Raw genomic sequence first — 26,937 nt, 5'->3', positions numbered from 1 at the left:
TATGCAATCAATTTTTCAAATATTTTCTAATTTAAAGAATGAAATACCCGAAGATAAAGATGGTTTTTCAATTGCTAGTTTACCTAAAATTAAAAGTCATAAAATCGGAATATCAAAAGAAGGTTTGCCTTTATTTTTTATTAAATGCGAGGAAGTCTCAACTGAAAAAGTTTTAGATTATAATTTAGAATCTATTTCAATACGTTTCAACCAAAGATGTCAGTTAAAAGCTAAAGGCAAAAAAAATACTGAGGGTAATTATACTATAATTGCTCTAAAGACAGATTCTGTTGATTTACAAGAATATTTTTTAAATATTATATACTTTATTGTTTTAAAATTAGCTGAAATCGCAAAGTTAAAAGAACTTAAAATTGAGGTAGAAAATTTAATTATTCTGTTTACTAAATTTTCAAAATTGCCAACAAAATCTATCCAAGGTCTTTGGGCTGAAATATTGGTCATTGAGCAATCACTTAATCCAGAATATTTAATAAAATCCTGGCACGTTTCTCCAAAAGATAAGTTTGATTTTAATGATGGGATAGATAAGATTGAAGTCAAAAGTACAGCTAATAGTAAAAGAATTCATAGTTTTTCTGTGGAACAGTTAAACCCTAATGAAAACTCAAAACTAATTATAGCTTCAGTATTTGCAGTAGAAACAGGTAAGGGTAAATCAATATTTGATTTAGTAAAGTCAATTGCTGATAAAATAGAAAATAGTGATGTTTTAAACATAATTAATGAAGTAATTATAGATACTTTAGGAAGTGACTTTGAGAAATCATTCGAACATTTTTTTGATTACCAATTAGCAAAAGATACTTTGGCTTTTTTCGAAAGTGAAACGGTGCCTAAAATTAATTCAACATTAATTAGTAAAGAAGTTTCAAATGTTCACTTTGACAGTGATTTATCAAATGTAGAACAATTGAAGAAAATAAAAAGCAATTCTTTATTGCACAAAACTTTGATGGAATAATAAGATAGTTAAATTAAAGTATGAGAAATATATTAGCAAAAGAACTAAAGATAAAATTCGTTGAAACACTAAATCATATAGAGAGTTTTAGCTACGATGAGGGTAATCCATTCCTAATAAAAATATACGAACAGAAATATTTTATTTTTCTTAAAAATCTATCACCTGCTTATTTCAAAAACTCTCCTGATGTAACTAGAGTTCAATTACCATTTAGTGATCATTTTGATAAAATTTTCAAAGCAAATATTCCTTTTATTATACTTGGATACGATGTTGATAATGATACAATGGTTTCTTGGAATCCTTCAAAAACTAAGGATAGATTAAATGCCAAAAACAATGTTTCACTCTATTCAAGAAACTCGCTGCAATCGAATATTAAACAAAATGAATTTAAAACCGGAGTGTTATCAAACGGAGAAAAAATAATCCTTTTCAGAAGAGAGAATTTGGAGATGTTTTTTGAAAAACTTCCAATTTTATTTATTGATAATCAAATTGAAATAAAAGTTGATGTGGATGTTGCTTCTGAACCTATTGAAGTATTATATTTAGATAAACTAAATGAAATATCCGACATAGATGTTTTAGATTTAATAAATCCATTATTAGAAAAAAATAGAGTTCTTGAAGCGGTTGAAGTTTGCACAAAGTATTATGCGGATAAATATCCAAACATGACATTTAAAGAATGGTTTGAATTAATAAAATCTTTATATAAAATAAAAGTTAAGTCTTAAATAAAAATAATAATAAAACAACATAAATATATGCCTAAAATTACTAATGATCAGATTATTAAATCATTTGACATAGCTAAAGAAATTTTTGAGGGTAATATTACTCAAAAAAATGGTTTAGATGAATTAGTGTTGTTCGGTATGAATCGTAATTCTGCATCAGATTATATTTATAATTATCAATGTATGATGGATGGGAAATTAATGACTCGTAATTCTAATACGTTTGGCACTGAATATTATCTTGACAAAATTTTTGAAAATGGTGGTGAAACAGCACTTCAAAAAGCATTAATATCTCTTTCTCTTCATTTGGATTATTACGAAGAAGTATCTAAAACAAAAGTTATATAACGAAGAAAAATATATGAAAAGTTTTTATCTAAATTAAGTTCTAATATTGAAGTTATTTATCCAGATGATATTGAGTCATCCGAAAAATTTATTGAAGGAAAATCAAAAAAAATACTGGTAAATGTTTTTGAAAGGACTGGATATGCAAACAATAATGACAGTATTAGTTAAGCCGCATATTTGCTATTAATTTTTAAATTATTAAACTCATTAATGGTTAGATAATTAAGTGAAGAATGCCTTCTCATTTTATTATACCATAGTTCTATGTACTCAAATACTTCCTTCTCCATGTCCTTTCTCGATATAAGCTTATTGCCGTAAATCAGCTCTGATTTGAGTGATTTAAAGAAGCTTTCAGCGACTGCATTATCCCAGCAATTCCCTTTTCTGCTCATACTCCTTTTGACCTTATAAGACTCAAGAGTATTAGCAAATTTCTTATTGGCATATTGAACACCACGATCAGAATGAAAGATAAGTCCTTTACTTATTTTTCGGTTTTTAAGAGCCATTCTCCACGCTGGTAAGCTTGTTTGATCAGTAGCCATTCCATCACTTAAACTCCAGCCTATCAGTTTTCTATCATATAAATCTAATATAGTCGTTAAATAAAGAAACCCTTCTTTTACAGGAATATAGGTAATATCAGATACCCATGCTTTGGAAGGTTCAGGTTGTTTAAACTGCCGATTTAAGTGGTTCTCTACAATTAAATAATCATGGTTGGAATCTGTAGTTATTCGGAATTTTTTACTTAATTTACTTCGTAACCCCATTTCTCTCATATACTTAGCTACAGTAATTCGAGATATTTCAATCCCTCTCTTCTGTAGATCAATACAAAGCCTTGGACTACCATACCGCTGCTTATAATGAAAGTAGGTGTCATTTATTACTACTTTTAAATGTTCTTTTTTGCTGACTTTATTACTAACAGAAGACCGCTTCCATCTATAGTAGCTACCAAAGCTTACTTCTAGAACCTTGCACATTTTATCAATCGGAAAAACCTTTTCATTACTTTTAATGAACCAGTATTTCATCGATCGGTCTTGGAGAAAATGGCGATTGCTTTTTTTAATATACTATGTTCTAACTCAACATCATGTAATTTCTTCTCTAGTTCCCGTATACGTTCCTGTTCCGGAGTTAATTTTAAATTACCATTACCTGGAAAGCTTCCTGATTGAAAAGCATCAAACTCTTTACGCCATTTGTAAAGTAAAGTGACCTGTATACCAAGTTCTCTTGCAAGTTCAGATAGGTTCTTTCTGTCTTTACTTAATTCTACAGCTTGTCGTTTAAAAGCTGCATCATATAATTTTCGTTCTTGTATCATAAGCTTAATGTAAGACTTTATGCTTAACTTCTACTGTCAGCTAAATTAGCACATCCAGAATACAGTTGCTAGAAGTTTATGTATAAATCATTATGGGTTTAAATGTCAGGTTTGCGAATTTGATTTTGAAAAGAAGTTTGGTGAAATTGGAAAAAATTTTATTCATGTTCATCACGTAGTAGATATTTCTACAATTGGTTCTGAGTATGAATTAGATCCTATTGTAGATTTAAAACCGGTTTGTCCAAATTGTCATGCAGTGCTGCATAAAAAGAGACCATCATATAATATTAATGAACTAAAGTCTTTTATTATTAACTAGTGTAATTATTAGTTTAATATTTTAAAGAAAATTTTAAAAAACTGTCGATTAAAGTTTGGTTTTAATCTTCTTAAAAATCTGTATAAAAAAAACGAATTTAAATAATAATCCTTTTCTTTTTAAGCTACTTTATCACTACACCAGATGAGAACTTCTCTTCGTAAAAAAACGTCAATTGTTTTAATATACCAATTAATAATACGATTTCTATCTAATAAAATTCCGTAATCACTTGCACTTTTTGACCATTGTCTTTCACTTACATAATCTGTTGTTGAGATAGAGGTCAATATGTTTCTAGAAGACCATTGAATATATCTAGTCCATCGTTCAACATGAATTGGAACTTTATTTTTCCAATTGTTACCTGCCGCACATTGTAATAAAACATATAGGTTAGAACTTTTATTGTCATCAAAACTTTTATAACAAAGTACATCGACACCATCATCTTTGTAATCATTATGCGCTTTAGATCCTCTTTCTTCAAAACAAACTGGAGCTACATCATCTAAAAATTCATTTAAATTTTTAGATGATGGAAATCCAAAAGTACAAATTTCACCTCCAATAAAATTTTTAATAGTATTTGCTGATATTCTTTCAAATAATTTGGTTCCAACTGGGTCATTGGAAGCACCAGCATATGAAAAATAAAGGCAAAGAAAATATTCTGGATATTCAACCCAACTAAAATTAGGATACACAGTATTTCCTTTTAATTCGTAAAATGAAGACGATAAATTATAATTTCTGGATATAAGTTCAGATAGCCATGAATCAACTCGTTCTTCTAATGTTTCATTAAAATTATCAGTATCATCATGTTGTGGAACTTGAGCAATAATTGTTGCTTTTGATATTGGTTGGCCATATTTAAGTAAATTTAACTCAATCCACTCAACTTCACTACCTTGAATATATGGGAATAAAATAGGATTCATTAGAGATTTTTTTGGCTAGAATTAACTTCAAGATTATTTTTTAATACCTCAATAACCTCCTCTAAGTCTTTTACTTTTTCTCTTATTTCTTTGTCACCAGCATACTTGTAAGCGAATTTTAATGATTCTTGTATTGTAACAAATGCTTTACTAAGGTTTTTTATTAAATATTCCTTTTCTCCATTAGTTCTGTCAAAAGCTCCTTCAAGATCTTTGTATTTTCTAAGATAAGCAACTGCTTCCGGACTGTGTACAACGTGACTTAAAGTACTTGTAATTAAACGAGAATCTGTTAAAGCAGGTCTTTCACTTTTAAATTTGTTACCAAATACCCAGGTCAAAACGGATTGAAATTCATCTAATTTTTCTAATGGAACAATTCTATTATCAAAATTTATTTCTGAATACGATTTCACTCCAATATATTCACGTATCAAAGGTGAGTTGTATAAAACATTTAAAAGTGAAAATTTATATAATATTGGTTCAGTATCAAATTCAGGTAAGTCATGTTTTGCTTCTTCCCATAATTTAAAAGCAACAAATTGCTTCTTCAGAACATCTGATCTATCTCCTACAGTATTTTGAACTTCTTTTATTGCCGCTGCAACACTTTTTCCCTTATCTACTTCACTTTTTATAGTGTTCGCAATATATGCTGCTTTAGCAAATGCTTCCCATTTTAATAGGCCAGCAATATGACGCACTCCCAAATAATTAGAGACTTTATCTCTAGTGGGATACACAATACAAGGTATATTTGAAATATCTTCAATAATATCTTTGTTCTCTACTTTAGGATAGAATTTATCTATTCCTAATTTTTCTCTAAGAGTAGAATCAGTAAGTAATTTAATTGATGATACACGACGATTACCTTCAACAACAGTAAATGTTAAATCATGATTTTCTGTATATTCTTGAAGTATTTTAACAGCATCTTCGTAGCTATATTCTTCTAAATTTATATCTTCAGGCAGATTATTTGGTACTACAATTAATGGCTCTTCATCGAAATATCCATTCTCTTTTAATGACATTGCAATAGTTTCAGTGTCAAAGTTTTCTTGTAATATTTTAATTAAATCAAATTGTGAGATCTCATCACTTCCTGTTGTATATTGAACTAATCTCGGATTTTGATGATCTAATAGGATTTTACTTATCGGTATCTCTATTTGAGGTCTTTTACCACCTTTTCCTGCGAAATCTTTTGCCATGTGGAAAAATAAATTTTATTGTCAAACTTAAGCAATATTTATAAGTATACTTAAAATCAATTGACTTTTCTTTCGACGGACAAACCGTCAAAAAGTGTAGCGACTTTATTTCTCTTGGTAAATACTATTAATTAATTAAATAACGGCATTTACGTGATATTTGTTTTTGCACGATCAACAACAAAATCATCTTGTCTTACGTAAACCGCGCGAGGGATGGGAACGGCATCCTTTTGCTTAGCTTAATCGCTATAGTTTAGCAGAAGTCCTGAAAGCAAAAGATATAGAGTACAGCCCGGCCCAAAGGGACGCGCCCAAAAGAATATTAACTTAATTATTGAAATATACTGCCGTTTTAGTCATCTGAAGCTGAAGTTCCAAATTTGTTGGCGATTATACTGATAATGAATATTTGGAAACCGTGGAAGAGCATTAAGGGAAGTAGAATGATTCCCATTGTGGCGGCATTTTGAAATAGAATTTTGGAGAATATGGTTCCGTGAATTAATGATTTTTTGGTACCACAGAACTGAGCGGTGATTCTATCTTGCAGATTAAAGCCAAGTTTCTTGCTTAAGAAGCCGGTAATAAAATACATCACATAAAATAAAATTACCACACATATTACCATTACTACTAGGTTTGACGGCTTTAAAGTGGCAAAGATGTTTTCGTCAAAAGAGGTAGCAAAGCTTTTATAAATGATTAATAGGATGACCGATTTATCAAAGGTGGTTAGAAAAGTTTTATACTTGGTGGCGAATATTCCTAAGTAGCGGTGCAGGAAAAGTCCGAGGATAACGGGAAGTAAGACTTCGGTAATTAGTTTGATGTAGATCGCTCCTAATTCGAAATCAGTGTCGGCGTTGTTCAGAAAGAATCCCATCCATAAGGGAGTGATGATGATTCCGATTATACCGGAAATGCTGGCGTTAAAAATTGCTGCGGGTATATTTCCTTTGGCGATTGATACCATTACAACAGAAGAGGAAACGGTAGATGGGAGGGCAGCTAAGAAGAAAAATGCTAACCACAGATTTTTGTTTTGCTCTGAATCTACAAGTGGATAGAATATAAGAACGATTAAAGGAAAAATTATAAAGGTTGATGCTTGAACTAGAATGTGTAATCTCCAATTTTTCAGACCGCTTTTCATTTTTTCGGGGCTGAGTTTAAGTCCGTAAAAAAAGAAAATCAACGAGATTCCAATACTCGCGATCAAATCTAAATCTATAGTGCTAGAATGACTTCCGTATTGCGGAAAGAGATAAGCGAGTACAACGGTGATTACTATGGCAAGAATAAAAGGATCAATTTTAAACTTCATTATTTTCTCAACTTTTGGTTTGTGTTTCCGGGTGAAGCAAATTTATATAAGTAAAATGATATAGTGATTGATTGATTGTATTTGCTTAAAGAAAATGGATTTGGAAGAAAATAAATTTTTGATTGTGGGGACGAGCAGGATGCTCGCAGTAGCGTAGAGGAAACCGCAACTGAAACATTTTTCCATATTTCTAAAAAGCAAAATTCGCCCGAGGCTCAAAACAGGGCAGAAAAGTAAAATTATATATTAAAAAAAGCTCGGCAAAATAAACCTTTATTTACTTTGCCGAGCTTTAATTAGTGATCTGAAATTATTTTGCTGCTTCTAGTTGTGCAACTTTTTGCCATGAAGGATCTATTTCTAAAGCTACGGCGATATAAACTTCTCCATTTTTCTTGTTGAAGGCTACACCTTTTGTCAACTCAGCATCAATTTGCTTTGGAGTCAATTTGTACATCGCACCAGTAATTGGATCAACGATAAGCCCGATAATACCTCCCAAAGCAATATTTGCAAGATACCAGGCATTAAACTTTTTTGTTAATTTGGTTTCGTAGGTAGTATATCCGTCCATTTTGATCATGACGTGGTATTCTCTTTTTCTTTCAAGTTCAAGTTCTTTTGGAGTAATTCCAACTTGAAGTTCATCGATAAAAATTCCTGCAGCAGGAGGTGTGCTGGCGAAATTGATTTTCTGAGTTGTGCCTGAAATAATTGTAGCACAGCTAGAAGTTAAAACTAGTAATGCTAGCGAGCAGCAAACTAAAGCATTTTTCATATTTTGATATTTAGTAAATTTATTTAATTTGAATTTGAGTCTGTGCAAGTTGTGATACATCTCCATCGTAGTAGTAAAAATCGATTTTCATGCGGTGACATGACGACCATAAGTCAGGTGTTTTGACTTCTATAATTTTGACAATGTTGGCACCATTTGCGCGTGCGATTTTTCTAGCCTTTACGAGATTCGAATCATAATTACAATCTGTAGAAACACCCGAATCGCCAAACTTTGCAGAACCAACTTTTTTAGCACTTTGTGGAACTGCATGTTTCACTTCAAGAAAAGCCACTTTGTCGTCGATGGTTAATAGCTCGCGTTGATCAGTGATATTTGCTTTAACTCTCGCGCCACAACTTGTCAATAAAAGGCAGCTGATAAGAACAATACTATATTTCATAAGGAATGCATATTTTCAAAATATTTTTTAAAACTTCAAAATAAGTTGCGCAAATTTAGATATTTTTCTGACATATTATTAAGTTTTCTTTAACAGTGCCGATATTTTTTATAAGCGGCTGTAGATCAGATTTGAATGCTCAGCTTTAGAAAACACTTTTATGGTAGCAGGGGTCTATCTATAGTTATATTTGGATAGAATTTTATAGTAAGTGCCGTGAATTTGTAGTTATTTAAAATTATAGTAGTGAGAAATCAGAAATCTGTTCCTGACCGTAATAGCGGAAGAGTTTTTTAGGGTCATCAAATCCTCTTACTTACCGTAAACTGCGCGAGGGATGGGAACGGCATCCTTTTGCTTGTCTTATTCGTTATTGTTTAGCAAGAAGTCCTGAAAGCAAAAGATAGAGAGTACAGCCCGGCCCAAAGGGACGCGCCCAAAAAAAACTTATTGCAAAAATGAAAATTGGAAGTGCTTTAAAAGAAAAAAACCCAACAATCATAAGACTGTTGGGTTTTTGAAGTGGGGAGAGCAGGATTCGAACCTGCGAAGTTTGCACAGCAGATTTACAGTCTGCCCTCGTTGGCCGCTTGAGTATCTCCCCGGATAACTCCCGCTGTAATAGCGTCGGCAAGCGGTTGCAAATATACAGACGTTTTTTGGTTATTTGCACAAAAAAATCAGGAAATTTTGATATTTTTTTTAGTTGTCTGAGAATGAAATAAATAAAAAAATCCCCGTAAAGGGGATTTTAAAATTTTACTCTTTTAAGTCTATTTTGCGCCCAACATAGTAGCAACTCTTGCTCTCAATTCGGCACCATGCAGATCTTTTGCAACTACAATTCCGTTTTCGTCTAGAACAAACATATTAGGGATCGACTTTACATTGTATGTCGCCGCGATAGGATCATCCCAAAATTTAAGATTTGAAATCTGTGTCCAAGGAAGTCCGTCAGCAGCAATTCCTTCTTTCCATTTGTCTGCAGTTTTGTCAAGTGAAACTCCAACAATATTTAGACCTTGATCGTGAAATTCTTTGTAAAGTGCCACTAGGCTTGGATTTGCCTGACGACAAGGACCACACCATGATGCCCAAAAATCGATAATTGTTACTTTGCCCAACGACTCTCTTAGTGATACCATTTTGCCTTCTGGATTGGGTGCAGAAAAATCTGGAGCCGGAGATCCAACTGCAACACCTTTGGAAGTCTCCATTAATGTAGCGACTTTTTTACCTTTTGCACTACTCTTTAAGCTTGAGTCAAGACCATCAAAAAGAGACTTTGTTTTTGCCGCATCCGCATTTGGATTTGAAATCATTCCCTCTACTAGCAATAAAGAAACGTATGCTTTTGGATGCTCTTGAATATATTTTAAAGTAGATTGCTCCATTTCTGATTGGATTTTACCGTATTCGGTTCTCAACCCTTCGATGGTTACAGTATCTTGATTTTGCTGAGCGGTCATCATCTTCTCACCATTTACAGTTTCAAAATCTTTAAGCCTTTTCTGAATTTTCATTCCGATAGCATTGTATTCTGAAAGTTGCTCATTGTTATAGGTTCCTGAGATTTTGTTTAGGAACATACTATCTTTATTAATTTCAATATTGATTTTTCCGTTCTCAAGAATCACAAATGATCTTCCTTGAGACCCTTCTAATACCAAAGAGTAGATCGCTGGTTCGGCAATTTTACCTTCAAATTTAAATTTCCCATTCTCAATTATCGCCGTATCTACGGCAACTGCTTCTGCGTCATCTTGTTTTTCTAAGATAATTTTACCATCCTGCATACCCTTCACTGTTCCCGTTAGAGAGTAAGAATCTTTGCTATTGCAGGCAAAGAAAAGTGTCGAAACAGAAAGTAATAAAAAGATTTTTTTCATGTTGTGAGTTGTGTTTTATTTTGGGTGCAAATCTACCGAATTTATTAAAATTAAGAGAATTTAGTTGTGATTTTTATACATATTTTAGCTTATTTAGTAAAGGAATTGCGGTGCGTCGAAATTTCTTTTCTAAATAGATCTCTCAATTATTATGGGTCACACTTCCATTTAGGTGCGAAAATGCCTTGAAATAATTATAAGAATAGTATCGTATTAATTAAAAACTGTTTGAATAATAATTTTCTGAATAGTATGTATTGGCAGTGGGGCGATTTGGTCTTTTTGTAAATACTTTAAGCTACTGTCGCTTAGACGTAAAAATTATAGAAACAGTTCTTTTACGAAGATTACCACAGACATTAGTAGAACAAAGTAGCCAAAACCTTTCTTAAGCTGTTTTTCGTTGATAAATTTATTGAGGTATATTCCCAGGAAAATTCCGATAATCGAGAAGAACGAAAATTTAAGTAGGAAAGGCCAATCTATTTCAGTCGACCCAATATCACCAATGAATCCGATGAGCGAATTGATTGCAATGATAAATAATGATGTAGCAACCGCCGTTTTCATTGGCAATTTAGTAATGAAAACCAACATTGGAATAAATAAGAAACCTCCTCCAGCACCGATCAAACCGACAAGAATTCCGATTAAAAAAACTTGGAAAAGCGAGATTGCGATTTCAGTTGAAGTGGCCTCGGGTTTGGTTTGTAATATTTCCTCCTCCGCACGAGTCTTCAACATTGATTTGGCTGCAAGCAGCATTACAATTGCAAATAGGACCATCAAAAACATTCCTTTATGTAATTCAAATTCACCTACGGTTAATAATGTTTCGGGAATTGCTGGAATTACATACTTGCGTGATAGGTATACTCCAACCAAAGACGGTAGGGCAAACATCAATGATGTTTTAATATCGACAAGCTTATTTTTAAGATTTTGAATTGTACCAAAAGCAGAGGTTGTACCAACAATAAATAGCGAATATGCGGTTGCAGTTACAGGATTTAGTGCCATAATGTAAACTAACACCGGAACAGTGATAATTGATCCGCCGCCGCCCATGAGTCCCAGAATTAATCCAATTATTACCGCAAAAATATATCCTATTACTTCTATCATAGTTACTGATTGGTCTAAAGTACAAAAATAGTTAAAACATTAGCACTGCCGCACAAAAACGCACCGCATTGTGTCTAAAAAAAAAGTGCTCCAAATTGGAGCACTCTAATAATATTGATCATGAATACGTAATTATTCTTGATTGCTGACCTTTCTGTAAGGAAATGCATTAAAAATGTGACGTTTCGCAAAACGACCCGGAGAATCTGCATTTACCATTTTCTGGTACGTAGCCTTTGGCAAACTAATGTATTCGTAAACACTTCCGTTAGAAAAATTTACAATTAGTCTACTATTTTCAAATTTATAATCGGTAATCGTTGCCGTTGCAACAGTTTCGTTATATTCAGGACGCAATTGCTCAATTGTAGCAGGATTGATGCTTACCAATTGGTGGTATGCTTCAATAACGCTTTTACTTTTTTCTTCTGCTGCATGAAGACCATCTGCATCACCTGTAAATTTATCAGGATGACATTCTTTCATTGCATTGCGGTAGATTGTTTTTAACTCTTTTAATTCAACCGTTTTGTCAACATTTAATAACTTACGGAATTCAACAATTTTCTTCATAAAAATGGAACGTTTAATCTTTTTTGTATTGACCTGAAAGTCAAATTTTTTGCAAAAGTACACAATTTATTTTATATGTACTTTATTAAAAATTAAATTATCAGACTTCACACAATTAGAACATTAGCATCTCTAAGATAACTGCAAAACTGAAGATTATTATTTATTATCTTTTAATAGATGTTTATAGCTGATATTGGTGTCCTCGCCCTTTGGCAAGATATCTCCAGTATTTTTGGTGTCAAACCCACAATCTGCATCACCGTCTATCAAACATCTGATCTTTTCCATCACTGAATCTAAAATTCCTGACTTTTTTGCGATAATTCCTATTACAACTACTGCTGCAACCCCGCTTACAATTCCCATAATCGATTTCTTTTCCATAATAATTGAGTTTAAATTAATAAAGTTACTGCCTAACTATGACAGTAGGTTTCTAAAATTCTTTATTTGCCGCTTCCTCATTTACATAAGCTTCGGCTATATTAGATAAATTTAGGTCAAAAAGTTTCTCATCCATCAAATGCATGTCAAAAACATCCACAATCTCTTCTTCTTCCTCTTTAAGAGTAATTGCAAAAGCTTTTAATGTCCCGTATGAGGCAATTTGTGAATGTACAATATGCTGAATCAACACTATATAAGCAGCATCTCGAACCACTCCGCGACTTGTATTTCTTGTGATAAAAGAAATTTCGTCGCATAGACATTTAATTGACTCGAAAACCTTCATCTCTGCTACAATTCCAGTACTTTCACATATAGTTTGAATCGATTTTATGTGAGCATACTTTGTATTGAGATGTTGCTGAAAAATATTTACAATTTCATCCGAACGAACTTCTTCAAATAGACCAGTCAGAATAGTAATCATTTCGTTTTCTGACCAGTAAATACTTTTTAGATATCCTTCATAAAGAGATCGTAAAGCTGTAATCTCATCTTTCGATCGCAAAGGTTGGATATTAAATTGCATAGATACTATTTTAAGAAGTCGTGAATATTTAGACTTATAATTACTGTAAATATCATGCTATAAATTCAAAGTAGATTACACAATTCATTTCTTTTGTTACAGTATTTTTTTTCAACAAAATAGTTTCACCTTTCCATAGCATTGCTGAGATTATTGATAACTTTGGTGAAGTGAAGGAAGTTGCTGTACTATCCTAAATTTGTCTTACCTCATTTATCGAAAAGTATGGCTTTCGCCGAAGGGCGCATGGGTAAAAGTTGACAAAAATATTATAGGCGCAAGTCAGGTTTACATTTTCTTATAGTACACGAGCAGTTTAACCTATGAAATTATTATGCGTATATTGATGCAAAAAATTTTCAACCTTTAAAAATTCAACACTTAAAAGAGAAATTATGTCAAAATTTATTAGATTATCAATCATTGGTTCGCTTTTGCTTATGGGCAGCAGTGCTGCAATTGCTCAGGAATTTTACGTTCGCGGTGGAGTTGGACTTCACGGCGAATCTGGAAAAACTGAATATAATAATGCCGATCCAAATGGTCTAACTAATATTCAGCAATCCACAGATGTTACCATTAATGCCGATGGTACAACTCGTGTCAAGTCTTTAAACGGAACTTTAGGAAGTGGGTTTAAAGCAAACATTACTGGAGGATACATGTTTAATAAATATGTGGGCGCTGAAATTGGTTTTAATTATTTTGATGGCGATAAGAAAACCATCGGAAAACTCAGTACTCCTGAAATCAATTCGTCTGCTGTTGCCTATTTAAGAGGTCTTGATATTATGCCTGCAATCTTGATTACGCCTGGTTTTGATAAACTAAATCCATACGCGCGAATTGGTGCTTTGCTTACGGGTGCTGGAAAATTAACCATCGAAAGTGATGTTTTTGCAAAAGATGCTGCTGGGCCAGGGACTGATGTAAAAGTACAAGCACTTACAGAAGTTACGGCAAAATTTAGTGTAGGATTTGCAGGAGCCGTAGGAGCGACCTATCCAATCGGAAAAAATCTTTCTGTATTTGGCGAAATAGAATTCAAAAACTTTAGCATAAAAAGCAAATCGGCCGAAATTAAAGAATATGTTACCACAGGAATTAATGGCAGTAATACCTTTTTAATTCCTGGGCAGCAACTTGCAGATCTTCCTCAGAGCGAAAAGAACTTCGAATTTTCTGATGAATATAGCGGGACAGTGCAAGGAGATGATCCAAATAAGCCGCGAACTATTCCAACTCAATTTGTCAATGCAAGTGGAGTAGGAGTGAATGTGGGAATTAGGTATAGTTTTGGAAAATAAGCGAGTTTACAGCTAACAGCCTTTATCTAACAGCCTTTAGCTAAATAATTGAAGTCCACATTTGACAAGAAAATTTTGTCAAATGTGGACTTATTTTTTTACTCTATTGTCCTCCAAGCGTATGCAATCATCAAAGTTAATTTTCAACATTGCTTATTAAAAATTACACAAGAGTATAAGGTACACTAACTTAAATCGTCTTTACATAAGTTGAAATTTATAAAACATTCATGAAATTATAAAGCTAAAGGCTAAAAGCTAAAGGCTAAAACCTGGTAGCTAACAGCTAAAGATTATAACTCAACCCAAATATCAAATATCTTGGCTGTACTTTATACTGCGATGTTCTACTCGCAAATTGCGTAAAGCTATCATCGTTCAGAGATTTTGTATTCAGCAAATTGGTTCCGCTAATTTTATATTCCCATTTGCTAGATGGTTTTTTGAAAATTAAACTAGCAGTCAGAAAATCGTAATTATTTATAACGGTTTTGTCTTCGTTTTTGTAATGAAAAAATTCATATTCTGTAACTAGCGAAAAGCTATTTAAGAAATAATAGTCAAGTTTTGCAAATGGTCTTTGAGTGTAGAAAGTCGAATTGCTATATTCGTTGATTACTAAGTTATAACCCAATTCTAAATTTGGCATTTTCTTGAAGTTGGTCGAGCCTTTCAGAGTGTAATTCTGTGTAAAACTCTCAGAAGTTATCTGTTCGCCATTCTGAATATTATTATACTTCGACCAGTTGATTCCCACACTTGCAGAAGCTTTATAATTCTTTAAAAAAGATCTTCCGTATTGTCCATTTGCCGAGAAATTCTCATCTGCGAAATTAGACTGATATGGTGAAGATGTTTGATTAATTCCTTCGAAAATTGCTGCTGTTTTTATCGCATCAACTCTTCTCGAGTAATTTGCAAACGCAAAAATATTTTCGAAATTAAACATATTATACTTGAAATATCTCAAAGAATGAACTTGCGAAGTGGCATTTTCTAAATTTCTATTTCCGCGAAACAAACTGTTGTAATTCGAAAACACATATCCTTCCGCAAGTTGATTAATATCTGTAAAATCATTGCTCAAACTGAAATTGTAGGTCAAAGATTCAGACTTCTTAATTTGGTATAAAGCATAAACATCTGGAAGAATTTTCACGAACGACTTTTTGTTTTCGGTAGCATTCTGATCATCAAGCATCGAATAATTGTGAACGCTAAATCCGGGCGTAAAAGTGAATTTTCCGGTTATAAATTTATAATGCAAGCCTAAAAACGCATCATTAAAAATATAGCGAACATCATTGCTATTTTCCGCTGCCGCAAGACTGTTAACTAACTCATTATCCAAAATTTGGAAAATATTCGTATCAAAATTCTGATGAGAATAGGTGTTTCCAAGAGTGACATTGATATTGCTCTTTGGAGTCAACATATAATAATAATCAAGTTTCGAATCGATTTTATTCGTTCTTACAAAACGTTGTTGATTAATATTATTTCTATTTTGTCCACCGTCATATCCAATAAAATCAAACGGTTGCGATTGAAGATTTGCATTATAAAAAGGATCTTCGTCTTGATATAAATGCTGCATTTCAAAAGCAAAAACATTTTTGTCGCTTGCCGTATAATACAAACTCACATTCTGATTTACCGACAATGGATTCTGCTCTTTTGCAGTCCAAATATTTTCTGAATTCTGAATTCCGCCTGCAGTTACATTTCGCAACAGCGCATTATTTTCATCTTGACCAGATATTTTCATCAAGACATCATAATCAAATTGAAGTTTAGTATTTGGCTTATAAGTTGAACTCAATTTGAATAATCCCAGATTATTATTTTGAAGTGAAACATCTTTTCGCTCTTCCACAACTCCAGTATTTAAAATCTCAACTTTGGATTCCGTTTCCATTTCGGTTGTAGAAGAGGATAGAATTCCGAAACCACTTAAACTCCAGCTTTTCGAAATATTATAAGAGAAATTCGTTGCTCCAAACTGCGTTTCAATTTCCTTGGCGCGGTTATTTCGCATCAGCGAAATTCCCAAATCATTCGACGCAACATTGAAATTTGTGCCACCTTTCCGCATCATATTCTTGAATCCTCCGCTAAATTTAAAATAATCCTGCACCGTAAGTGGCAATTCGCCAATATTATTAAAGTTGCTCAGAATTCCAACGCTAAATTTTGGATTATAATAAAACAATTTTGGATTCGCAATGTAACGCGATTCCTCGTGCCCGATCCCAATTCCCGCAGAGACATCGCCAAACCAAAAGTTCTTTTTACCGTCCTTTAATTTAATATTCATCGCCACACTTTCCTCGTCATTCCCCAAACCTTTGAGAGCGCTTACTTCATTGTAATTTCGCAAAACTTGAATTTTGTCAATTGCATCTGCAGGAATATTTTTCACACCAAGTTTTGTGTCACCATCAAAAAAGTCTTTCCCTTCCACCATCAATTTGCTCACTCTTTTACCTTCAACTTCAACTTCGCCATCAGCGTTTACTTGCACTCCTGGAAGTTTTTTCAAAACATCTTCAAGTTTGCGCTCGGTGCCTGTTTTAAAAGAATCTGCGTTGTAAATTATGGTATCTCCACTAATTGAAACTGGCATTTCGCGCACGATTTCCACACCATCAAGTTCAAAACCGCCTTCTTCAAGCATAATATTCTGGGTAATATTTTCGGTAGAAGTCCGAACTGAAACCTCCTTATTTTTCATTCCCAAATAGCTCACTTTCACGATATATGTGGAGTTAGGTTTCAGATTTAGCAAAAATCGACCTTTATCATTCGTAATTGCATAGGCTTCCATCACGCCATTTTCAGCATTTACCGCCATCACATTCGCCATTTCCAATCCTACAATTCCCGAATCAGTTACATAACCGTCAAAGCGAATGTTTTGTGAATTTGCAGCAAATGCCACTAGAGAAAATAGAAAAATAAAAATTTGCTTATGCATTGCTTTTTTTATTGTAAAAAATATGGATTTCAAATTATTAGTCAACTTTAATTTGAATTATACCATTGGCATCTTTCAAGGTTTCAAATTTATCACGCATAATTTTCTTATATTCCTCACTTGTGACTTTTTTCCCCTTTTTTGGCTGCTTTATTTTTTGGCTGGTTTTAGAATTTAAAATAATTTTTGAGCAAAGTATTTGGGTTTTTTCACTAGTTGCTTCTAGAATTAATCCCGGCAATCCCCAATAATATTCAGGCCCTTGCGCAATCGGAATTTCTGTGGTATACCAAGCAATAAAAGTTTTGTCTTGAGGTGCTTTCGTCAGTAAAATTGACGTATTTGCAGCTGATTCCAAAGCTTTCGCCTTTTCATAATTCTCTTTTTCTACATCTGTAACTGGGGTTATAGACACCGCTTTATAGCAAGTGTAATCTCCAATTTTCTTGGTTTCAGAAGTCAATTGCCAGTTCCAATTCCTTAAGGAATCAGTCACTAAAAATTCTTTACTCATAAACTCTTTCTCTTCAAGCTGTAAGTTATCCTTTATGTTTTTGTACACTTTCCTATCAATTCCACTTCCAAAACCCATTGTTGATTCAGAATTATTTGGAGCAGCAAGCTTTTGCTCTTGTTCATAATACGATTCCGACTTATTAAAATTCAAAATGTACGTTTCTGTACTAGATTGTTTCATAAGTTCGTTCATTTTAGCTATCTGTGCCGGATTTAGACCAGTACTCGTCACCATCGCGCCACTTCCCGCGGTATTAACTTCAAAGACCGCCATCCCGTGAAAATTCTGAGCCACAATTGGCGCTGAGCATAAACTTGCAACTACCGAAAACACAATAATTAAATTTTTCATAGCATTTATACTTTATAGAATGATAATTTTTTGGAGCCAATCCCGCCAATGTTCCAAGCTTTTTCAATTCCGTCTATTTTTCTAAGGCATAAAAGGAGCTGCCTTTGGTCGCTCTTTTCTGCCAAGAAAAATTAGACGTTATTTTCAAAAGGCTTTCCACGAATGTCGGGGCTAGCTTCGCAGTCTAAAGCTCGGGAATAATTTCAACAATTGAATATTACGGGAAATTAGTTTTGAATCAGCCAATCATTTGTGCCGATGAAGTTTGTCTGTAGTGAAAGAATTATCTTCCCATTCTAAATCCTCCTGGAGCAGCATTCATCTGCTTTAATTCTTCCATTTTTTCCAGTACGATTTTGTTATATTCTTTTTCTGAAACAGTTTTACCTTTTGTTGGCGCTTTGATGACTACTTTCTCTTTAGGATTTAAAACGATTTTTGAGCAAAGAATTACCGTTTTTCCGTCATTGATTTCCAAAATTAATCCTGGAAGTCCATAATAACTTTCTGGCCCTTGACTCACCGGAATTTCTGGTGCATACCAAGCAGTAATGGCTACATTGTCGGGCATTTCCAACATATCGATGATGTTTGAATTACTAGTTGAAGCTTTCTTATCCGCTTCCTTTTTATCTTCTTTTTTGAAACCCATATTTCTAAAATCAGATTTATCCACCGCTTTTATCGCAGTAGCTTTATAGCAAGTGTAACCGTCGATCATTCGAGATTCGCTTTCCATTTTCCAATCGTATTTTGGCAATGAGTCCTGAACTAGAAATTCTTTTCCCATAAATTCACGATCAACAATGAACTTTTTGTCTTTGATATCTTTATAATACGTTCCGCCGCCACCCATAACCGATGCCATCATTCTGCGGCTTCCACCATCGGTGCCGGGAGCATCCAATTTTTCTTCTTCTTTATAAATAGAATTACTTTTTCCAAAATTTAGAATAAAAGTCTTTTCGGACATTTTCTTCATTCGATCTTCGATCATCTTTTGCATATCGGGAGTAATCTGACTGTTTCCAGAGATTTTATCCATCCATTCAGAAGTATTCGTTTTTGATTGGTAAGTAGCGGTTCCTTGAAATTCCTGCGCAATTGCAGGAATTGTTAACGCAGTAAATAGGAGAGAGAAAAATATGTTTTTCATTTGGTTATTTTATTATCGAAACAAAAATGCTGCTTTTTTTCTTGGTATTTTTAAAAGTTGCGTTAATTATTTGAGCAATAGAGTAATAACATTTCTTGACAGGATTCCGATTTGAATCGTGACAAAATTAGGGGTTGGGGAATTTTGTTAGATTAATATTCCTAACAATCAAATATTTCCATCTTCATTAAGTTGAATTTTATTAAGCGTATTAATCTTCATTGATAGCAATCAACTCCAAAGTTTTTTGATCAAATTTTCCACCAAAGTATTTACAAAGAACTTTTTCAAAAACAGTGTTGCCGCTAACTTGATCAAATAATGTCATACAAGAATGTAATTTTTTATCGTAGGGTTTTCCAAAGATCGAGTAAGCATCATTGGTTTCAAGATCTAATAAAGCTTCGGAAATTTCGATGAGATGAGTTCCTAAAACAGGATGTTTAACATACTCTCTAGCTTCCTTCAAATTGTGAATTGCGTAGATTTTGGAAGTTTCACTTTGACCCAAGCCATTTATTTGTGGAAAAATATACCACATCCAACGCGATGTTGTCTTAGCTGATTTTACTTCTGAAAGAGCAGTTGCATAGTCCTTATCGTGCTCAGTTAGAAAGCGGTTGAAATTATATTCCATAACTATTTTTTTTCTACTTTAAAAATACAAAAAAAACTAATATAAAAATTTATCTTTTAAAATGGAAGAGTAGTAAGTAGCTGGTATTAATTCTTGAAGGATTTTAAACTAATATTCAAAAACAAATAATTTTTAACTTTTGCAATTCTCAGTGATAAGAAGGCAATTTACTATTTATTCTTAAGCAGAATTTTTCAAAATATTATAATTTGGAAAAGAGATGCTATTCTAAACCAATTTAAAGTTTTTATATATTGTTTTGTTTATCAAAGTAATTTTTAAATTAGCTATGTACATTAAAAGAAAAAGGCTGCATAAAATTTAGCAGCCTTAGTCAATTTTAGTATTAATATTATTTAGTATACGGAAAATTTCTTGAAACTTTACGCATCATACTCTCTACGATATCATCTGTAGATGTTGAAATGTTGTCGTCCATAGTTTTGAAAAATCTCCATAATAACTCTCCATCGGAGCCATTGTGCAGCATCATAGTTAAAGATCCTGAGCCAGTTTTCCCACCAAAACCACCGAGTAGTACAGCTGTTGCAATTGCACCAGCTTCAGATTTTGTTTGTTCTGTTTCAAAAGAGCCACTTATTACAGCATCAACTCCTAATATTTTTGCGATTTCGTCTTTTGTCATGTCTTCAAGCTTTTCGATTACTCCAGCTTTTCGAAGCATAATATTGGTTTTATCTACGTCTTGAAAACCAACAGAATATTTGTCACCTTTTCTAAGCAAATAGGTATACATGCTTGACTGAATTGATTTTGACATTTTAATTTCTTCTGCTTTATTTCCTTCTGCGCTAAAGTTTTTTGGTGGTTTCTTAAAAGAAATTTTGACGAAGAAAGGAAGAATTGCAATGGTTTTGTGTTCTTTAATATCGTTTTTAAGAGTTGGTTTTTCAAAAACTTGTTTTTGGGCATTCATTGCGAAAACAGTCGCAAGCATAAAGAACAAAGAGTAAAATTTTTTCATTATTTGGGTTTGTTAAAGTTAATGTGGGCAATAATACAATAATTATTGGCTTAATATTTAATTTTTTTTAACTTTTTTTAACATTTATTCTTTCAGTCGATTTTGCATGAATTAAACCGAATTTAAGAGCACTTTTCTATCGAGGCGGATACTTTCTTGCGCAAGGGATGGGAACGGCATCCTTTGCTGCCTAGTGAGTTTTTCTAATTTAAAATAAAATTTCAGGCAGCAAAGATATAGAGTACAGCCCGACCTGAGCCTCACGAAATTTTCAATGTTAGAATATTCGTTGTGGCGAAGGTTGCGCCCAAAAAACGACACATATTCTAAACCGTCATCTTATTCCTCGGCAAATTAATCTCGTGTGCTTGCGGATATGGCGCGCGTTGTGTCATTGAAATATCCTCTTTTAGCTTATTTTGAGTTGCAAAACGCTCTCTCTCGGTATTGTTGTAGCGTGGATCGGCGATAAATGGCATTTTGGCCATCTTCGTAATAGTGACTGTGGGGAAGTGGTAATCTACTTGCACCGTTCCCAAAAGTAAATAGCAACCGCCGCCTTGAAATGGATAATTTTTAAGTGTATCGGCAAAGTGCGCCGTATCAAAAAAAGTTCCGTCAGCATCAATCCAAGTTCCAAAAAACATTGCGCCACGCTTGGTAGGCACGTGCTTGCGAGCAATCAAATAGGCTAACATTCTTACGGTTTTTTGGTGGTAATTATTGAGGTCTTTTGCCATTACATCGCCGCGAAAACTGGTTTTTAATAAATCAAAAGGACTGCAGGAAACGGTAAATCCCAGGAGTTCAATTTCGTCAAAAGCATCTTCATATTGTGAGCGCGGCAAGACTGGCAAAGTATATTCTTTGATAGGCTCCTGAATCAGCATCGCTTGTTTATGTGCGGGTTTGAAGTTCACAAGAATGATCTGTGCTCGAATCAACAACTGATTTTTGGTCTGATTGGTAAAGGCAAAAGCACCAATGAAAATCAAGGTTTTCATACTTTCAATTCCAATATCAACCCGATTTATAAAATCTTCGATCGATAAGAAAAGTCCATTTTCTTTGCGCTCTCGAAATATAGTATCTACTAATTTCTGCTCAATTCCTTGCAATTGCATAAATCCTAAATAAACATCTTTTCCGTAAAGTGTACTCACATAATCACTTTTGTTTACGCAAGGCCCGTGGATAATGGCACCACACATTTTAGCTTCGTGCAGATACACTTCGGTTCTATAAAAACCACCTTGATTGTTTATGACCGCAACCATAAATTCTATGGGGAAATGTACTTTTAGATACAAACTCTGATAACTTTCTACGGCGTAAGAAGCGGAGTGGGCTTTGCAAAAAGAATATCCCGCAAAAGATTCGATCTGACGATAAATCTCTTCACTCAATTGCAATGGATGTCCTTTTTTGGCACAACATTCAAAGAAATTATCCTTCACTTTTTGCAATGCATCTTTACTTCGACCTTTTCCACTCATCGCACGACGCAAAATATCTCCATCCGAAGCGGGAACGCCAGCGTAATGCAAAGCAATTTTTATCACATCTTCTTGATAAACCATAATGCCGTAGGTTTCTCCCAACTGCTCTTTGAAAACCTCGTGAAAATATTCGAACTGATCTGGATAATTATGTCGGAAAATATACTCTTTCATCATTCCACTTTGGGCTACTCCTGGTCGAATAATAGACGATGCCGCGACCAAAGTTTTATAATCTTCACATTTTAATCGTCGCAACAAGCCACGCATTGCGGGACTTTCGATATAAAAACAGCCAATCGTATTCCCGCTACTCAAGTATTTATTCGCAGCAGCTTCGTTTTTGGATAACAGCGGATTTCGAATATCCACTACCACACCTCGGTTTTCTTTGATTATCTGCGTCGCTTCTTCGATATGTCCAATGCCGCGTTGACTGAGAATATCGAATTTCTCAAAACCAATATCTTCGGCGATGTGCATATCAAATTGTACAATCGGAAAACCTTTTGGAGGCATTTCAAGAGCGGTATAATTGGTAATTGGCTCTTCGGAAATGATGATTCCACAGGAGTGCATACTGCGCTGATTGGGATATTTCTCCAACATTTGCCCGTATTCGTGGACGAGTTTTACCACTTTATTGGTGTCGTGATTTTGAAGTGGAGTAGTGGCAAGCACATCTAATTCCTCTTTTGGAAGTCCGAAAACTTTTCCTAATTCCCGGAAAATCGAACGGTATTTAAATTCCACATTAGTACCACAGAAAGCCACGTGTTCTTTTCCGTATCTATTAAAAATATATTCTAAAATTGTATCCCGCTCTTTCCAACTCCAATCGATATCAAAATCAGGCGGACTTTTCCGGTTTAGATTTAGAAATCTTTCAAAATACAAATCGAGTTCCAGCGGACAGATAGCGGTAATTCCCAAACAATAACTCACAATACTATTGGCGCCACTTCCTCGACCTACGTGCATAAAACCCATACTATTGCTGTATCGAACAATGTCCCAAGTGATTAGGAAGTAGCCGCTAAAACTCAATTCGTCAATTACTCGGAGTTCTTTTTCAACTCGTTCCTCAGCTTCTTTATGATTCTTTCCGTACTTTTTTTCGCATCCTTGATAGGCAAGACTTCGCAGCAATTGCATATCCGAAACTTGATTTTCGGTATAAAATTTTCTGTTTTTTGGAGTATTGAATTCAAATTCAAAATGACATTCGGCGATTACAGCTTCGGTATTGCTGATGATTTTTGGATAGTTTTGATAATGTGAAAGCAGTTCGGCTTCGGTACACATTGTATCATTTATAGTACAATAATCGGTGGGTATCAGTTTGGACAGTAGAGTGTTGAGGTCTATCGCTCGAAGTATTTTATGTAAGTTGAATTCCTTTTTTGTTCGAAAAGTAATTGGTTGCAAAATAACCATCTTATCGATTTTCGAATTCCATTTAGAAAGATAAAGCATCGAGAGTTGCTCGGGTCTGATGCCTAGATATTCATTGATTCCTAGTTGGTCAGGAGCATTTTCTAAAGGATAAATGATGATTGTTGATTCGAACTTTTCGGCTGTTTGCGGCAACGGAATATCTTCCAAATTATGTTTGGTTAGAAATCGATTCATCTCGCCAATTCCTGCACGATTTTTTGCTAGTCCTATATATAAGAGTTCATTATCACGTCTGAATTCGATTCCCACAATCGGATGGATATCTACTTTTTTGCATTCTTTTACAAAATCGTAAATTCCAGTTATGGTATTGATATCGGTCAATGCCAAAGATTTTACCTGCAATTCTGCTGCCTGAATTACGAGTTCAGAAAGTGGAATTGTGCCGTAGCGCAAGCTGTGATATGAGTGGCAATTGAGAAACATTTTCGTTCAGTTTTTTAAATAAGGTTGCTAGCTTTTTATTTCAAAAGCTTTCTAAATTTGTAGTAGTCAGATTTTTGTAATCGAAATTTTATTTCTTAGATTTCAATACCGCGCCCGCGCATCTAGCTACGGAATCAGTACCAAAACGCTTTTTCATTCGGTCCATCGCTTCATAAAGCGACAGCATTTCTTCGGTATCTTCAAACATATTTATCTGATAAGTACCGCGCACAAGTCCGCTAAAACGGATTCCCACCAATCGAAGTCGCATACGTCTTTGGTATAATTTGGCAAACAAATCGATCGCATTTTTTGTCAAGGTATGATCGGCAGAGGTATAAGCGATTTTCATCTGCTTGGTTTCAGTATCGAAATTCGCATACCTTATTTTGACCGTAACCACCGAGGTTAACCAACTTTCTTCTCTCAATTGGAAAGCTAGTTTTTCGACCATTCCCATAATTACAGATTTTAGCTTTTGAGTGTCGATAGTATCTTGATCAAAAGTGTGCTCGGTCGAAATTGATTTGCGTTCGGTATAAGCTTCAACAGGATTCTGATCGATTCCATTGGCTTTATTCCAAAGATCTAAACCGTTTTTGCCAATCATTTGCTGCAATACTTCGGCAGGCATTTCAGATAATGTCTGAATATTCCGAATTCCCAATCTGGACAATAACTGAAAAGTAACAGACCCTACTCCGGGAATTTTTTTTATAGAAAGTGGATTCAGAAATGGTCTTACTTTATTCTCGGGAATTTCCAAATTTCCCTTGGGTTTTGATTCTCCAGTACCGATTTTCGAAACGGTTTTATTTACCGAAAGGGCGAAACTAATTGGCAATCCTGTCTCGCGAGTGACTTCTTGTGAGAGTTCATTTGTCCATTTATAACCCCCATAAAACTTGTCCATTCCGGAGATATCGAGGTAGAATTCATCGATACTTGCCTTTTCCATTACCGGTGCTTTTTCTTTGATTACCGCGGTTACATCTTGCGAAAGTCTCGAGTACAATTCCATATCACCCTTCATTACTTTTGCCTGTGGGCACAGTCTCAAAGCGAGTTTCATTGGCATAGCAGAATGCACTCCAAAACGGCGTGCTTCGTACGAACAAGACGCCACAACACCTCTGTCGCCACCACCAATAATGACGGGCAAACCATCTAAAGATGAGTTTGTTAATCGTTCGCAGGATACAAAAAATGTATCCAAATCCATGTGTACTATTGACCTTTGCATTTGATTGAAAATTATTTTACAAAATTAGGATAGATTATAGCAAAGTTCCTTATATTTGTTGCTATAATTTGTAGCAATGTCAATACTATCAGAAAATATCAGATACCTGAGAGCACAAAAAAAGTACTCACAGCAGAAGGTCGCAGACGACTTAATCATTACTCGTGCGCGTTATTCAAAATATGAAGACGATGCCTCAGATCCGCCATTGGATATTCTGCAGCGCATTGCTCATTATTTTCATATCAGCATCGATATCTTACTTTCCGTTGATCTTAGGAAAATTCCGATGACTGAGCTGATGACGCTTTCAGATAATCGAATTTTACTGCCGATTACGGTGGATAGAAATGGAGAAAATTTTATCGAGATAATTCCTCATAAAGCACGAGCGGGATATCTTACGGGATATTCGGATCCTGAATTTATAGAGAATTTACAGCATTTGAGTTTGCCGTTTTTGGGTTCGGGAAAGTACCGAGCTTTTCCAGTTGCAGGAGATTCGATGCCGCCACATAAGCAAGGTTCGTTTATCGTTGGGCAGTACATAGAAAATTTGGGCGAAGTACGCGATGGCCGAACTTATATTTTACTCACTAAAAATGAAGGTATTGTATATAAACGACTGAATAAAAACGGCAAGAATTCGTTGATGCTGCATTCTGATAATACATTTTATGCACCGTATCAAATCAAGGCTTCGGAGATTTTGGAGATTTGGGAGTATGCTTGTAGTATTGCAACTGAGGAATTTCAGCCAGATGATTTGAGTCCAGAGAATTTGAGAACGATGTTTTTGGAATTAAAAAGAGACTTGCAGGAAGTGAAGCAGAGGATGGGGTAGAATTCTTCCACTCCATTACTTCGACAAGCTCAGTAACCGAGGAGGGGAGGTTTTGCGAATAAAAGTATACGATGAAATCAATATTACAAACAACCCACAGCGAGGGTCATTGCGATCACGATTGCTATCAGCGAAACAATCCCAATAGACGACTGCCTACCATATAGCGAGGATCATTGCGAGGAACGAAGCAATCGCATCTGAGACTCAATCTCATTTCAGAAAAGTTGATGTTTCTACTCACAATAAGTTTACTTAGAAAATATCCGCAAACAGACTCCACAAACAGACTCCACACACAGACTCCACACACAGACTCCACACACAGACTCCTCAAACTACTGCGCAAACTTGTCATCCTGACGAAGGAAGACCCGAGCGATAGCGAACGGGCGAAGCAATCTCATTACATACTATCTCTATCTCTTAAAAAACCTTAATTATCTCATAAATCACAACACCCGCTTATTTTTCACTTCCTTTCTTTTTGGCATTGCCCCAAAAAGAAACAAAAAAGTTCCTCTCTCCCCGCCCTCTCCGAAGGAGAGGGAGC

General features: G+C 34.4%; 25 protein-coding genes and 1 tRNA gene. 6 read left to right on the top strand and 20 right to left on the bottom strand.

Annotation, left to right across the window (positions count from 1 at the left end; translation table 11 throughout):
* Position 1: 1 nt before the first annotated feature.
* From SBO79_RS12650 to SBO79_RS12640, 3 genes are read left to right on the top strand one after another with little or no spacing between them, the layout of a single operon-like run.
* Positions 2 to 985: a PD-(D/E)XK motif protein gene (locus SBO79_RS12650; protein ID WP_318640757.1), complete on the top strand. Its 984-nt coding sequence runs from the start codon at positions 2 to 4 to the stop codon at positions 983 to 985.
* 20 nt (positions 986 to 1,005) lie between these two features.
* Entirely contained in the window at positions 1,006 to 1,728 is a 723-nt protein-coding gene (locus SBO79_RS12645) for a hypothetical protein (protein WP_318640756.1), read from the top strand.
* A 30-nt stretch (positions 1,729 to 1,758) separates the two neighbouring features.
* Positions 1,759 to 2,082: a hypothetical protein gene (locus SBO79_RS12640; protein WP_318640755.1), complete on the top strand. Its 324-nt coding sequence runs from the start codon at positions 1,759 to 1,761 to the stop codon at positions 2,080 to 2,082.
* A 167-nt stretch (positions 2,083 to 2,249) separates the two neighbouring features.
* Here the strand turns inward: SBO79_RS12640 and SBO79_RS12635 are convergent, their stop codons facing one another.
* Both SBO79_RS12635 and SBO79_RS12630 read right to left on the bottom strand, forming a co-directional pair.
* The gene (locus tag SBO79_RS12635) at positions 2,250 to 3,128 is read right to left on the bottom strand and encodes an IS3 family transposase (protein ID WP_318640754.1); all 879 of its coding nucleotides are present in this window, start codon (positions 3,126 to 3,128) and stop codon (positions 2,250 to 2,252) included.
* Positions 3,125 to 3,424, bottom strand: coding sequence for a transposase (locus SBO79_RS12630; protein ID WP_318640197.1), 300 nt, complete (start codon positions 3,422 to 3,424; stop codon positions 3,125 to 3,127). The genes SBO79_RS12635 and SBO79_RS12630 overlap by 4 nt, the downstream gene beginning before the upstream one ends.
* 52 nt (positions 3,425 to 3,476) lie before the next feature.
* Here SBO79_RS12630 and SBO79_RS13975 point away from each other — a divergent pair, with 52 nt between their 5' ends.
* Positions 3,477 to 3,746, top strand: a complete 270-nt coding sequence (locus SBO79_RS13975) for an HNH endonuclease (RefSeq protein ID WP_406600262.1) — start codon at positions 3,477 to 3,479, stop codon at positions 3,744 to 3,746.
* 119 nt (positions 3,747 to 3,865) lie between these two features.
* Here SBO79_RS13975 and SBO79_RS12625 read toward each other — a convergent pair whose 3' ends face one another.
* The 11 genes from SBO79_RS12625 to SBO79_RS12575 form a co-directional block, all read right to left on the bottom strand.
* Positions 3,866 to 4,690 (bottom strand): hypothetical protein, encoded by an 825-nt coding sequence (locus tag SBO79_RS12625; RefSeq protein ID WP_318640753.1) that lies wholly within the window; start codon positions 4,688 to 4,690, stop codon positions 3,866 to 3,868.
* Positions 4,690 to 5,910 carry a hypothetical protein gene (locus SBO79_RS12620; RefSeq protein WP_318640752.1) on the bottom strand — a complete coding sequence of 407 codons (1,221 nt, stop codon included), beginning with the start codon at positions 5,908 to 5,910 and terminating at the stop codon, positions 4,690 to 4,692. The genes SBO79_RS12625 and SBO79_RS12620 overlap by 1 nt, the downstream gene beginning before the upstream one ends.
* Before the next feature lie 355 nt (positions 5,911 to 6,265).
* Complete coding sequence (locus SBO79_RS12615; RefSeq protein ID WP_318640751.1) at positions 6,266 to 7,237, bottom strand: bile acid:sodium symporter family protein; 972 nt, start codon at positions 7,235 to 7,237, stop codon at positions 6,266 to 6,268.
* 310 nt (positions 7,238 to 7,547) lie between these two features.
* The gene (locus SBO79_RS12610; RefSeq protein WP_318640750.1) at positions 7,548 to 8,015 is read right to left on the bottom strand and encodes a PEGA domain-containing protein; all 468 of its coding nucleotides are present in this window, start codon (positions 8,013 to 8,015) and stop codon (positions 7,548 to 7,550) included.
* Between the two features lie 19 nt (positions 8,016 to 8,034).
* Positions 8,035 to 8,418 carry a hypothetical protein gene (locus SBO79_RS12605; RefSeq protein WP_318640749.1) on the bottom strand — a complete coding sequence of 128 codons (384 nt, stop codon included), beginning with the start codon at positions 8,416 to 8,418 and terminating at the stop codon, positions 8,035 to 8,037.
* Between the two features lie 523 nt (positions 8,419 to 8,941).
* Positions 8,942 to 9,022: transfer RNA gene (locus tag SBO79_RS12600), tRNA-Tyr, on the bottom strand.
* Positions 9,023 to 9,191: 169 nt separating this feature from the next.
* The gene (locus tag SBO79_RS12595; protein ID WP_318640748.1) at positions 9,192 to 10,307 is read right to left on the bottom strand and encodes a DUF4369 domain-containing protein; all 1,116 of its coding nucleotides are present in this window, start codon (positions 10,305 to 10,307) and stop codon (positions 9,192 to 9,194) included.
* Positions 10,308 to 10,628: 321 nt separating this feature from the next.
* Entirely contained in the window at positions 10,629 to 11,432 is an 804-nt protein-coding gene (locus SBO79_RS12590; RefSeq protein ID WP_318640747.1) for a sulfite exporter TauE/SafE family protein, read from the bottom strand.
* Positions 11,433 to 11,564: 132 nt separating this feature from the next.
* Positions 11,565 to 12,005: a KTSC domain-containing protein gene (locus SBO79_RS12585; protein ID WP_318640746.1), complete on the bottom strand. Its 441-nt coding sequence runs from the start codon at positions 12,003 to 12,005 to the stop codon at positions 11,565 to 11,567.
* 159 nt (positions 12,006 to 12,164) lie between these two features.
* On the bottom strand, positions 12,165 to 12,392 hold the full coding sequence (locus SBO79_RS12580) for a hypothetical protein (protein ID WP_318640745.1): 228 nt from the start codon (positions 12,390 to 12,392) through the stop codon (positions 12,165 to 12,167).
* Positions 12,393 to 12,444: 52 nt separating this feature from the next.
* Positions 12,445 to 12,984, bottom strand: coding sequence for a YciE/YciF ferroxidase family protein (locus SBO79_RS12575; RefSeq protein WP_318640744.1), 540 nt, complete (start codon positions 12,982 to 12,984; stop codon positions 12,445 to 12,447).
* A gap of 395 nt (positions 12,985 to 13,379) precedes the next feature.
* Here SBO79_RS12575 and SBO79_RS12570 point away from each other — a divergent pair, with 395 nt between their 5' ends.
* Complete coding sequence (locus SBO79_RS12570) at positions 13,380 to 14,291, top strand: outer membrane beta-barrel protein (protein ID WP_318640743.1); 912 nt, start codon at positions 13,380 to 13,382, stop codon at positions 14,289 to 14,291.
* 286 nt (positions 14,292 to 14,577) lie between these two features.
* Here the strand turns inward: SBO79_RS12570 and SBO79_RS12565 are convergent, their stop codons facing one another.
* From SBO79_RS12565 to dinB, 7 genes are all read right to left on the bottom strand, one after another.
* On the bottom strand, positions 14,578 to 17,268 hold the full coding sequence (locus SBO79_RS12565; protein WP_318640742.1) for a carboxypeptidase-like regulatory domain-containing protein: 2,691 nt from the start codon (positions 17,266 to 17,268) through the stop codon (positions 14,578 to 14,580).
* A 37-nt stretch (positions 17,269 to 17,305) separates the two neighbouring features.
* Positions 17,306 to 18,136: a GLPGLI family protein gene (locus SBO79_RS12560; RefSeq protein ID WP_318640741.1), complete on the bottom strand. Its 831-nt coding sequence runs from the start codon at positions 18,134 to 18,136 to the stop codon at positions 17,306 to 17,308.
* A gap of 283 nt (positions 18,137 to 18,419) precedes the next feature.
* Positions 18,420 to 19,292 (bottom strand): GLPGLI family protein, encoded by an 873-nt coding sequence (locus SBO79_RS12555; protein ID WP_318640740.1) that lies wholly within the window; start codon positions 19,290 to 19,292, stop codon positions 18,420 to 18,422.
* Between the two features lie 211 nt (positions 19,293 to 19,503).
* A complete protein-coding gene (locus tag SBO79_RS12550) occupies positions 19,504 to 19,929 on the bottom strand; it encodes a DUF1810 domain-containing protein (protein WP_318640739.1) in 426 nt (141 codons plus the stop codon).
* Positions 19,930 to 20,281: 352 nt separating this feature from the next.
* A complete protein-coding gene (locus tag SBO79_RS12545; RefSeq protein ID WP_318640738.1) occupies positions 20,282 to 20,914 on the bottom strand; it encodes a hypothetical protein in 633 nt (210 codons plus the stop codon).
* A gap of 326 nt (positions 20,915 to 21,240) precedes the next feature.
* Positions 21,241 to 24,297 carry a DNA polymerase III subunit alpha gene (locus SBO79_RS12540; protein WP_318640737.1) on the bottom strand — a complete coding sequence of 1,019 codons (3,057 nt, stop codon included), beginning with the start codon at positions 24,295 to 24,297 and terminating at the stop codon, positions 21,241 to 21,243.
* Positions 24,298 to 24,385: 88 nt separating this feature from the next.
* Positions 24,386 to 25,540, bottom strand: coding sequence for a DNA polymerase IV (dinB, locus tag SBO79_RS12535; protein ID WP_318640736.1), 1,155 nt, complete (start codon positions 25,538 to 25,540; stop codon positions 24,386 to 24,388).
* Between the two features lie 76 nt (positions 25,541 to 25,616).
* On the opposite strand from dinB, the gene SBO79_RS12530 reads away from it, so the two are divergent.
* Positions 25,617 to 26,384 (top strand): XRE family transcriptional regulator, encoded by a 768-nt coding sequence (locus SBO79_RS12530; protein ID WP_318640735.1) that lies wholly within the window; start codon positions 25,617 to 25,619, stop codon positions 26,382 to 26,384.
* Positions 26,385 to 26,937: the final 553 nt, after the last annotated feature.

Source organism: Flavobacterium ardleyense, from assembly GCF_033547075.1.
Taxonomy (GTDB): Bacteria; Bacteroidota; Bacteroidia; order Flavobacteriales; family Flavobacteriaceae; genus Flavobacterium; species Flavobacterium ardleyense_A.
The sequence above is the reverse complement of the archived record's forward strand: the minus strand, read 5'-3'. Positions and strand labels throughout refer to the sequence as shown.

Bases quoted from the DNA above. Each gene is read 5' to 3' on its own strand.
- SBO79_RS12650 (WP_318640757.1), top strand. From the start codon at position 2: ATGCAATCAATTTTTCAAATATTTTCTAATTTAAAGAATGAAATACCC.
- SBO79_RS12645 (WP_318640756.1), top strand. From the start codon at position 1,006: ATGAGAAATATATTAGCAAAAGAACTAAAGATAAAATTCGTTGAAACA.
- SBO79_RS12640 (WP_318640755.1), top strand. From the start codon at position 1,759: ATGCCTAAAATTACTAATGATCAGATTATTAAATCATTTGACATAGCT.
- SBO79_RS12635 (WP_318640754.1), bottom strand. From the start codon at position 3,128: ATGAAATACTGGTTCATTAAAAGTAATGAAAAGGTTTTTCCGATTGAT.
- SBO79_RS12630 (WP_318640197.1), bottom strand. From the start codon at position 3,424: ATGATACAAGAACGAAAATTATATGATGCAGCTTTTAAACGACAAGCT.
- SBO79_RS12625 (WP_318640753.1), bottom strand. From the start codon at position 4,690: ATGAATCCTATTTTATTCCCATATATTCAAGGTAGTGAAGTTGAGTGG.
- SBO79_RS12620 (WP_318640752.1), bottom strand. From the start codon at position 5,910: ATGGCAAAAGATTTCGCAGGAAAAGGTGGTAAAAGACCTCAAATAGAG.
- SBO79_RS12615 (WP_318640751.1), bottom strand. From the start codon at position 7,237: ATGAAGTTTAAAATTGATCCTTTTATTCTTGCCATAGTAATCACCGTT.
- SBO79_RS12610 (WP_318640750.1), bottom strand. From the start codon at position 8,015: ATGAAAAATGCTTTAGTTTGCTGCTCGCTAGCATTACTAGTTTTAACT.
- SBO79_RS12605 (WP_318640749.1), bottom strand. From the start codon at position 8,418: ATGAAATATAGTATTGTTCTTATCAGCTGCCTTTTATTGACAAGTTGT.
- SBO79_RS12595 (WP_318640748.1), bottom strand. From the start codon at position 10,307: ATGAAAAAAATCTTTTTATTACTTTCTGTTTCGACACTTTTCTTTGCC.
- SBO79_RS12590 (WP_318640747.1), bottom strand. From the start codon at position 11,432: ATGATAGAAGTAATAGGATATATTTTTGCGGTAATAATTGGATTAATT.
- SBO79_RS12585 (WP_318640746.1), bottom strand. From the start codon at position 12,005: ATGAAGAAAATTGTTGAATTCCGTAAGTTATTAAATGTTGACAAAACG.
- SBO79_RS12580 (WP_318640745.1), bottom strand. From the start codon at position 12,392: ATGGAAAAGAAATCGATTATGGGAATTGTAAGCGGGGTTGCAGCAGTA.
- SBO79_RS12575 (WP_318640744.1), bottom strand. From the start codon at position 12,984: ATGCAATTTAATATCCAACCTTTGCGATCGAAAGATGAGATTACAGCT.
- SBO79_RS12570 (WP_318640743.1), top strand. From the start codon at position 13,380: ATGTCAAAATTTATTAGATTATCAATCATTGGTTCGCTTTTGCTTATG.
- SBO79_RS12565 (WP_318640742.1), bottom strand. From the start codon at position 17,268: ATGCATAAGCAAATTTTTATTTTTCTATTTTCTCTAGTGGCATTTGCT.
- SBO79_RS12560 (WP_318640741.1), bottom strand. From the start codon at position 18,136: ATGAAAAATTTAATTATTGTGTTTTCGGTAGTTGCAAGTTTATGCTCA.
- SBO79_RS12555 (WP_318640740.1), bottom strand. From the start codon at position 19,292: ATGAAAAACATATTTTTCTCTCTCCTATTTACTGCGTTAACAATTCCT.
- SBO79_RS12550 (WP_318640739.1), bottom strand. From the start codon at position 19,929: ATGGAATATAATTTCAACCGCTTTCTAACTGAGCACGATAAGGACTAT.
- SBO79_RS12545 (WP_318640738.1), bottom strand. From the start codon at position 20,914: ATGAAAAAATTTTACTCTTTGTTCTTTATGCTTGCGACTGTTTTCGCA.
- SBO79_RS12540 (WP_318640737.1), bottom strand. From the start codon at position 24,297: ATGTTTCTCAATTGCCACTCATATCACAGCTTGCGCTACGGCACAATT.
- dinB (WP_318640736.1), bottom strand. From the start codon at position 25,540: ATGCAAAGGTCAATAGTACACATGGATTTGGATACATTTTTTGTATCC.
- SBO79_RS12530 (WP_318640735.1), top strand. From the start codon at position 25,617: ATGTCAATACTATCAGAAAATATCAGATACCTGAGAGCACAAAAAAAG.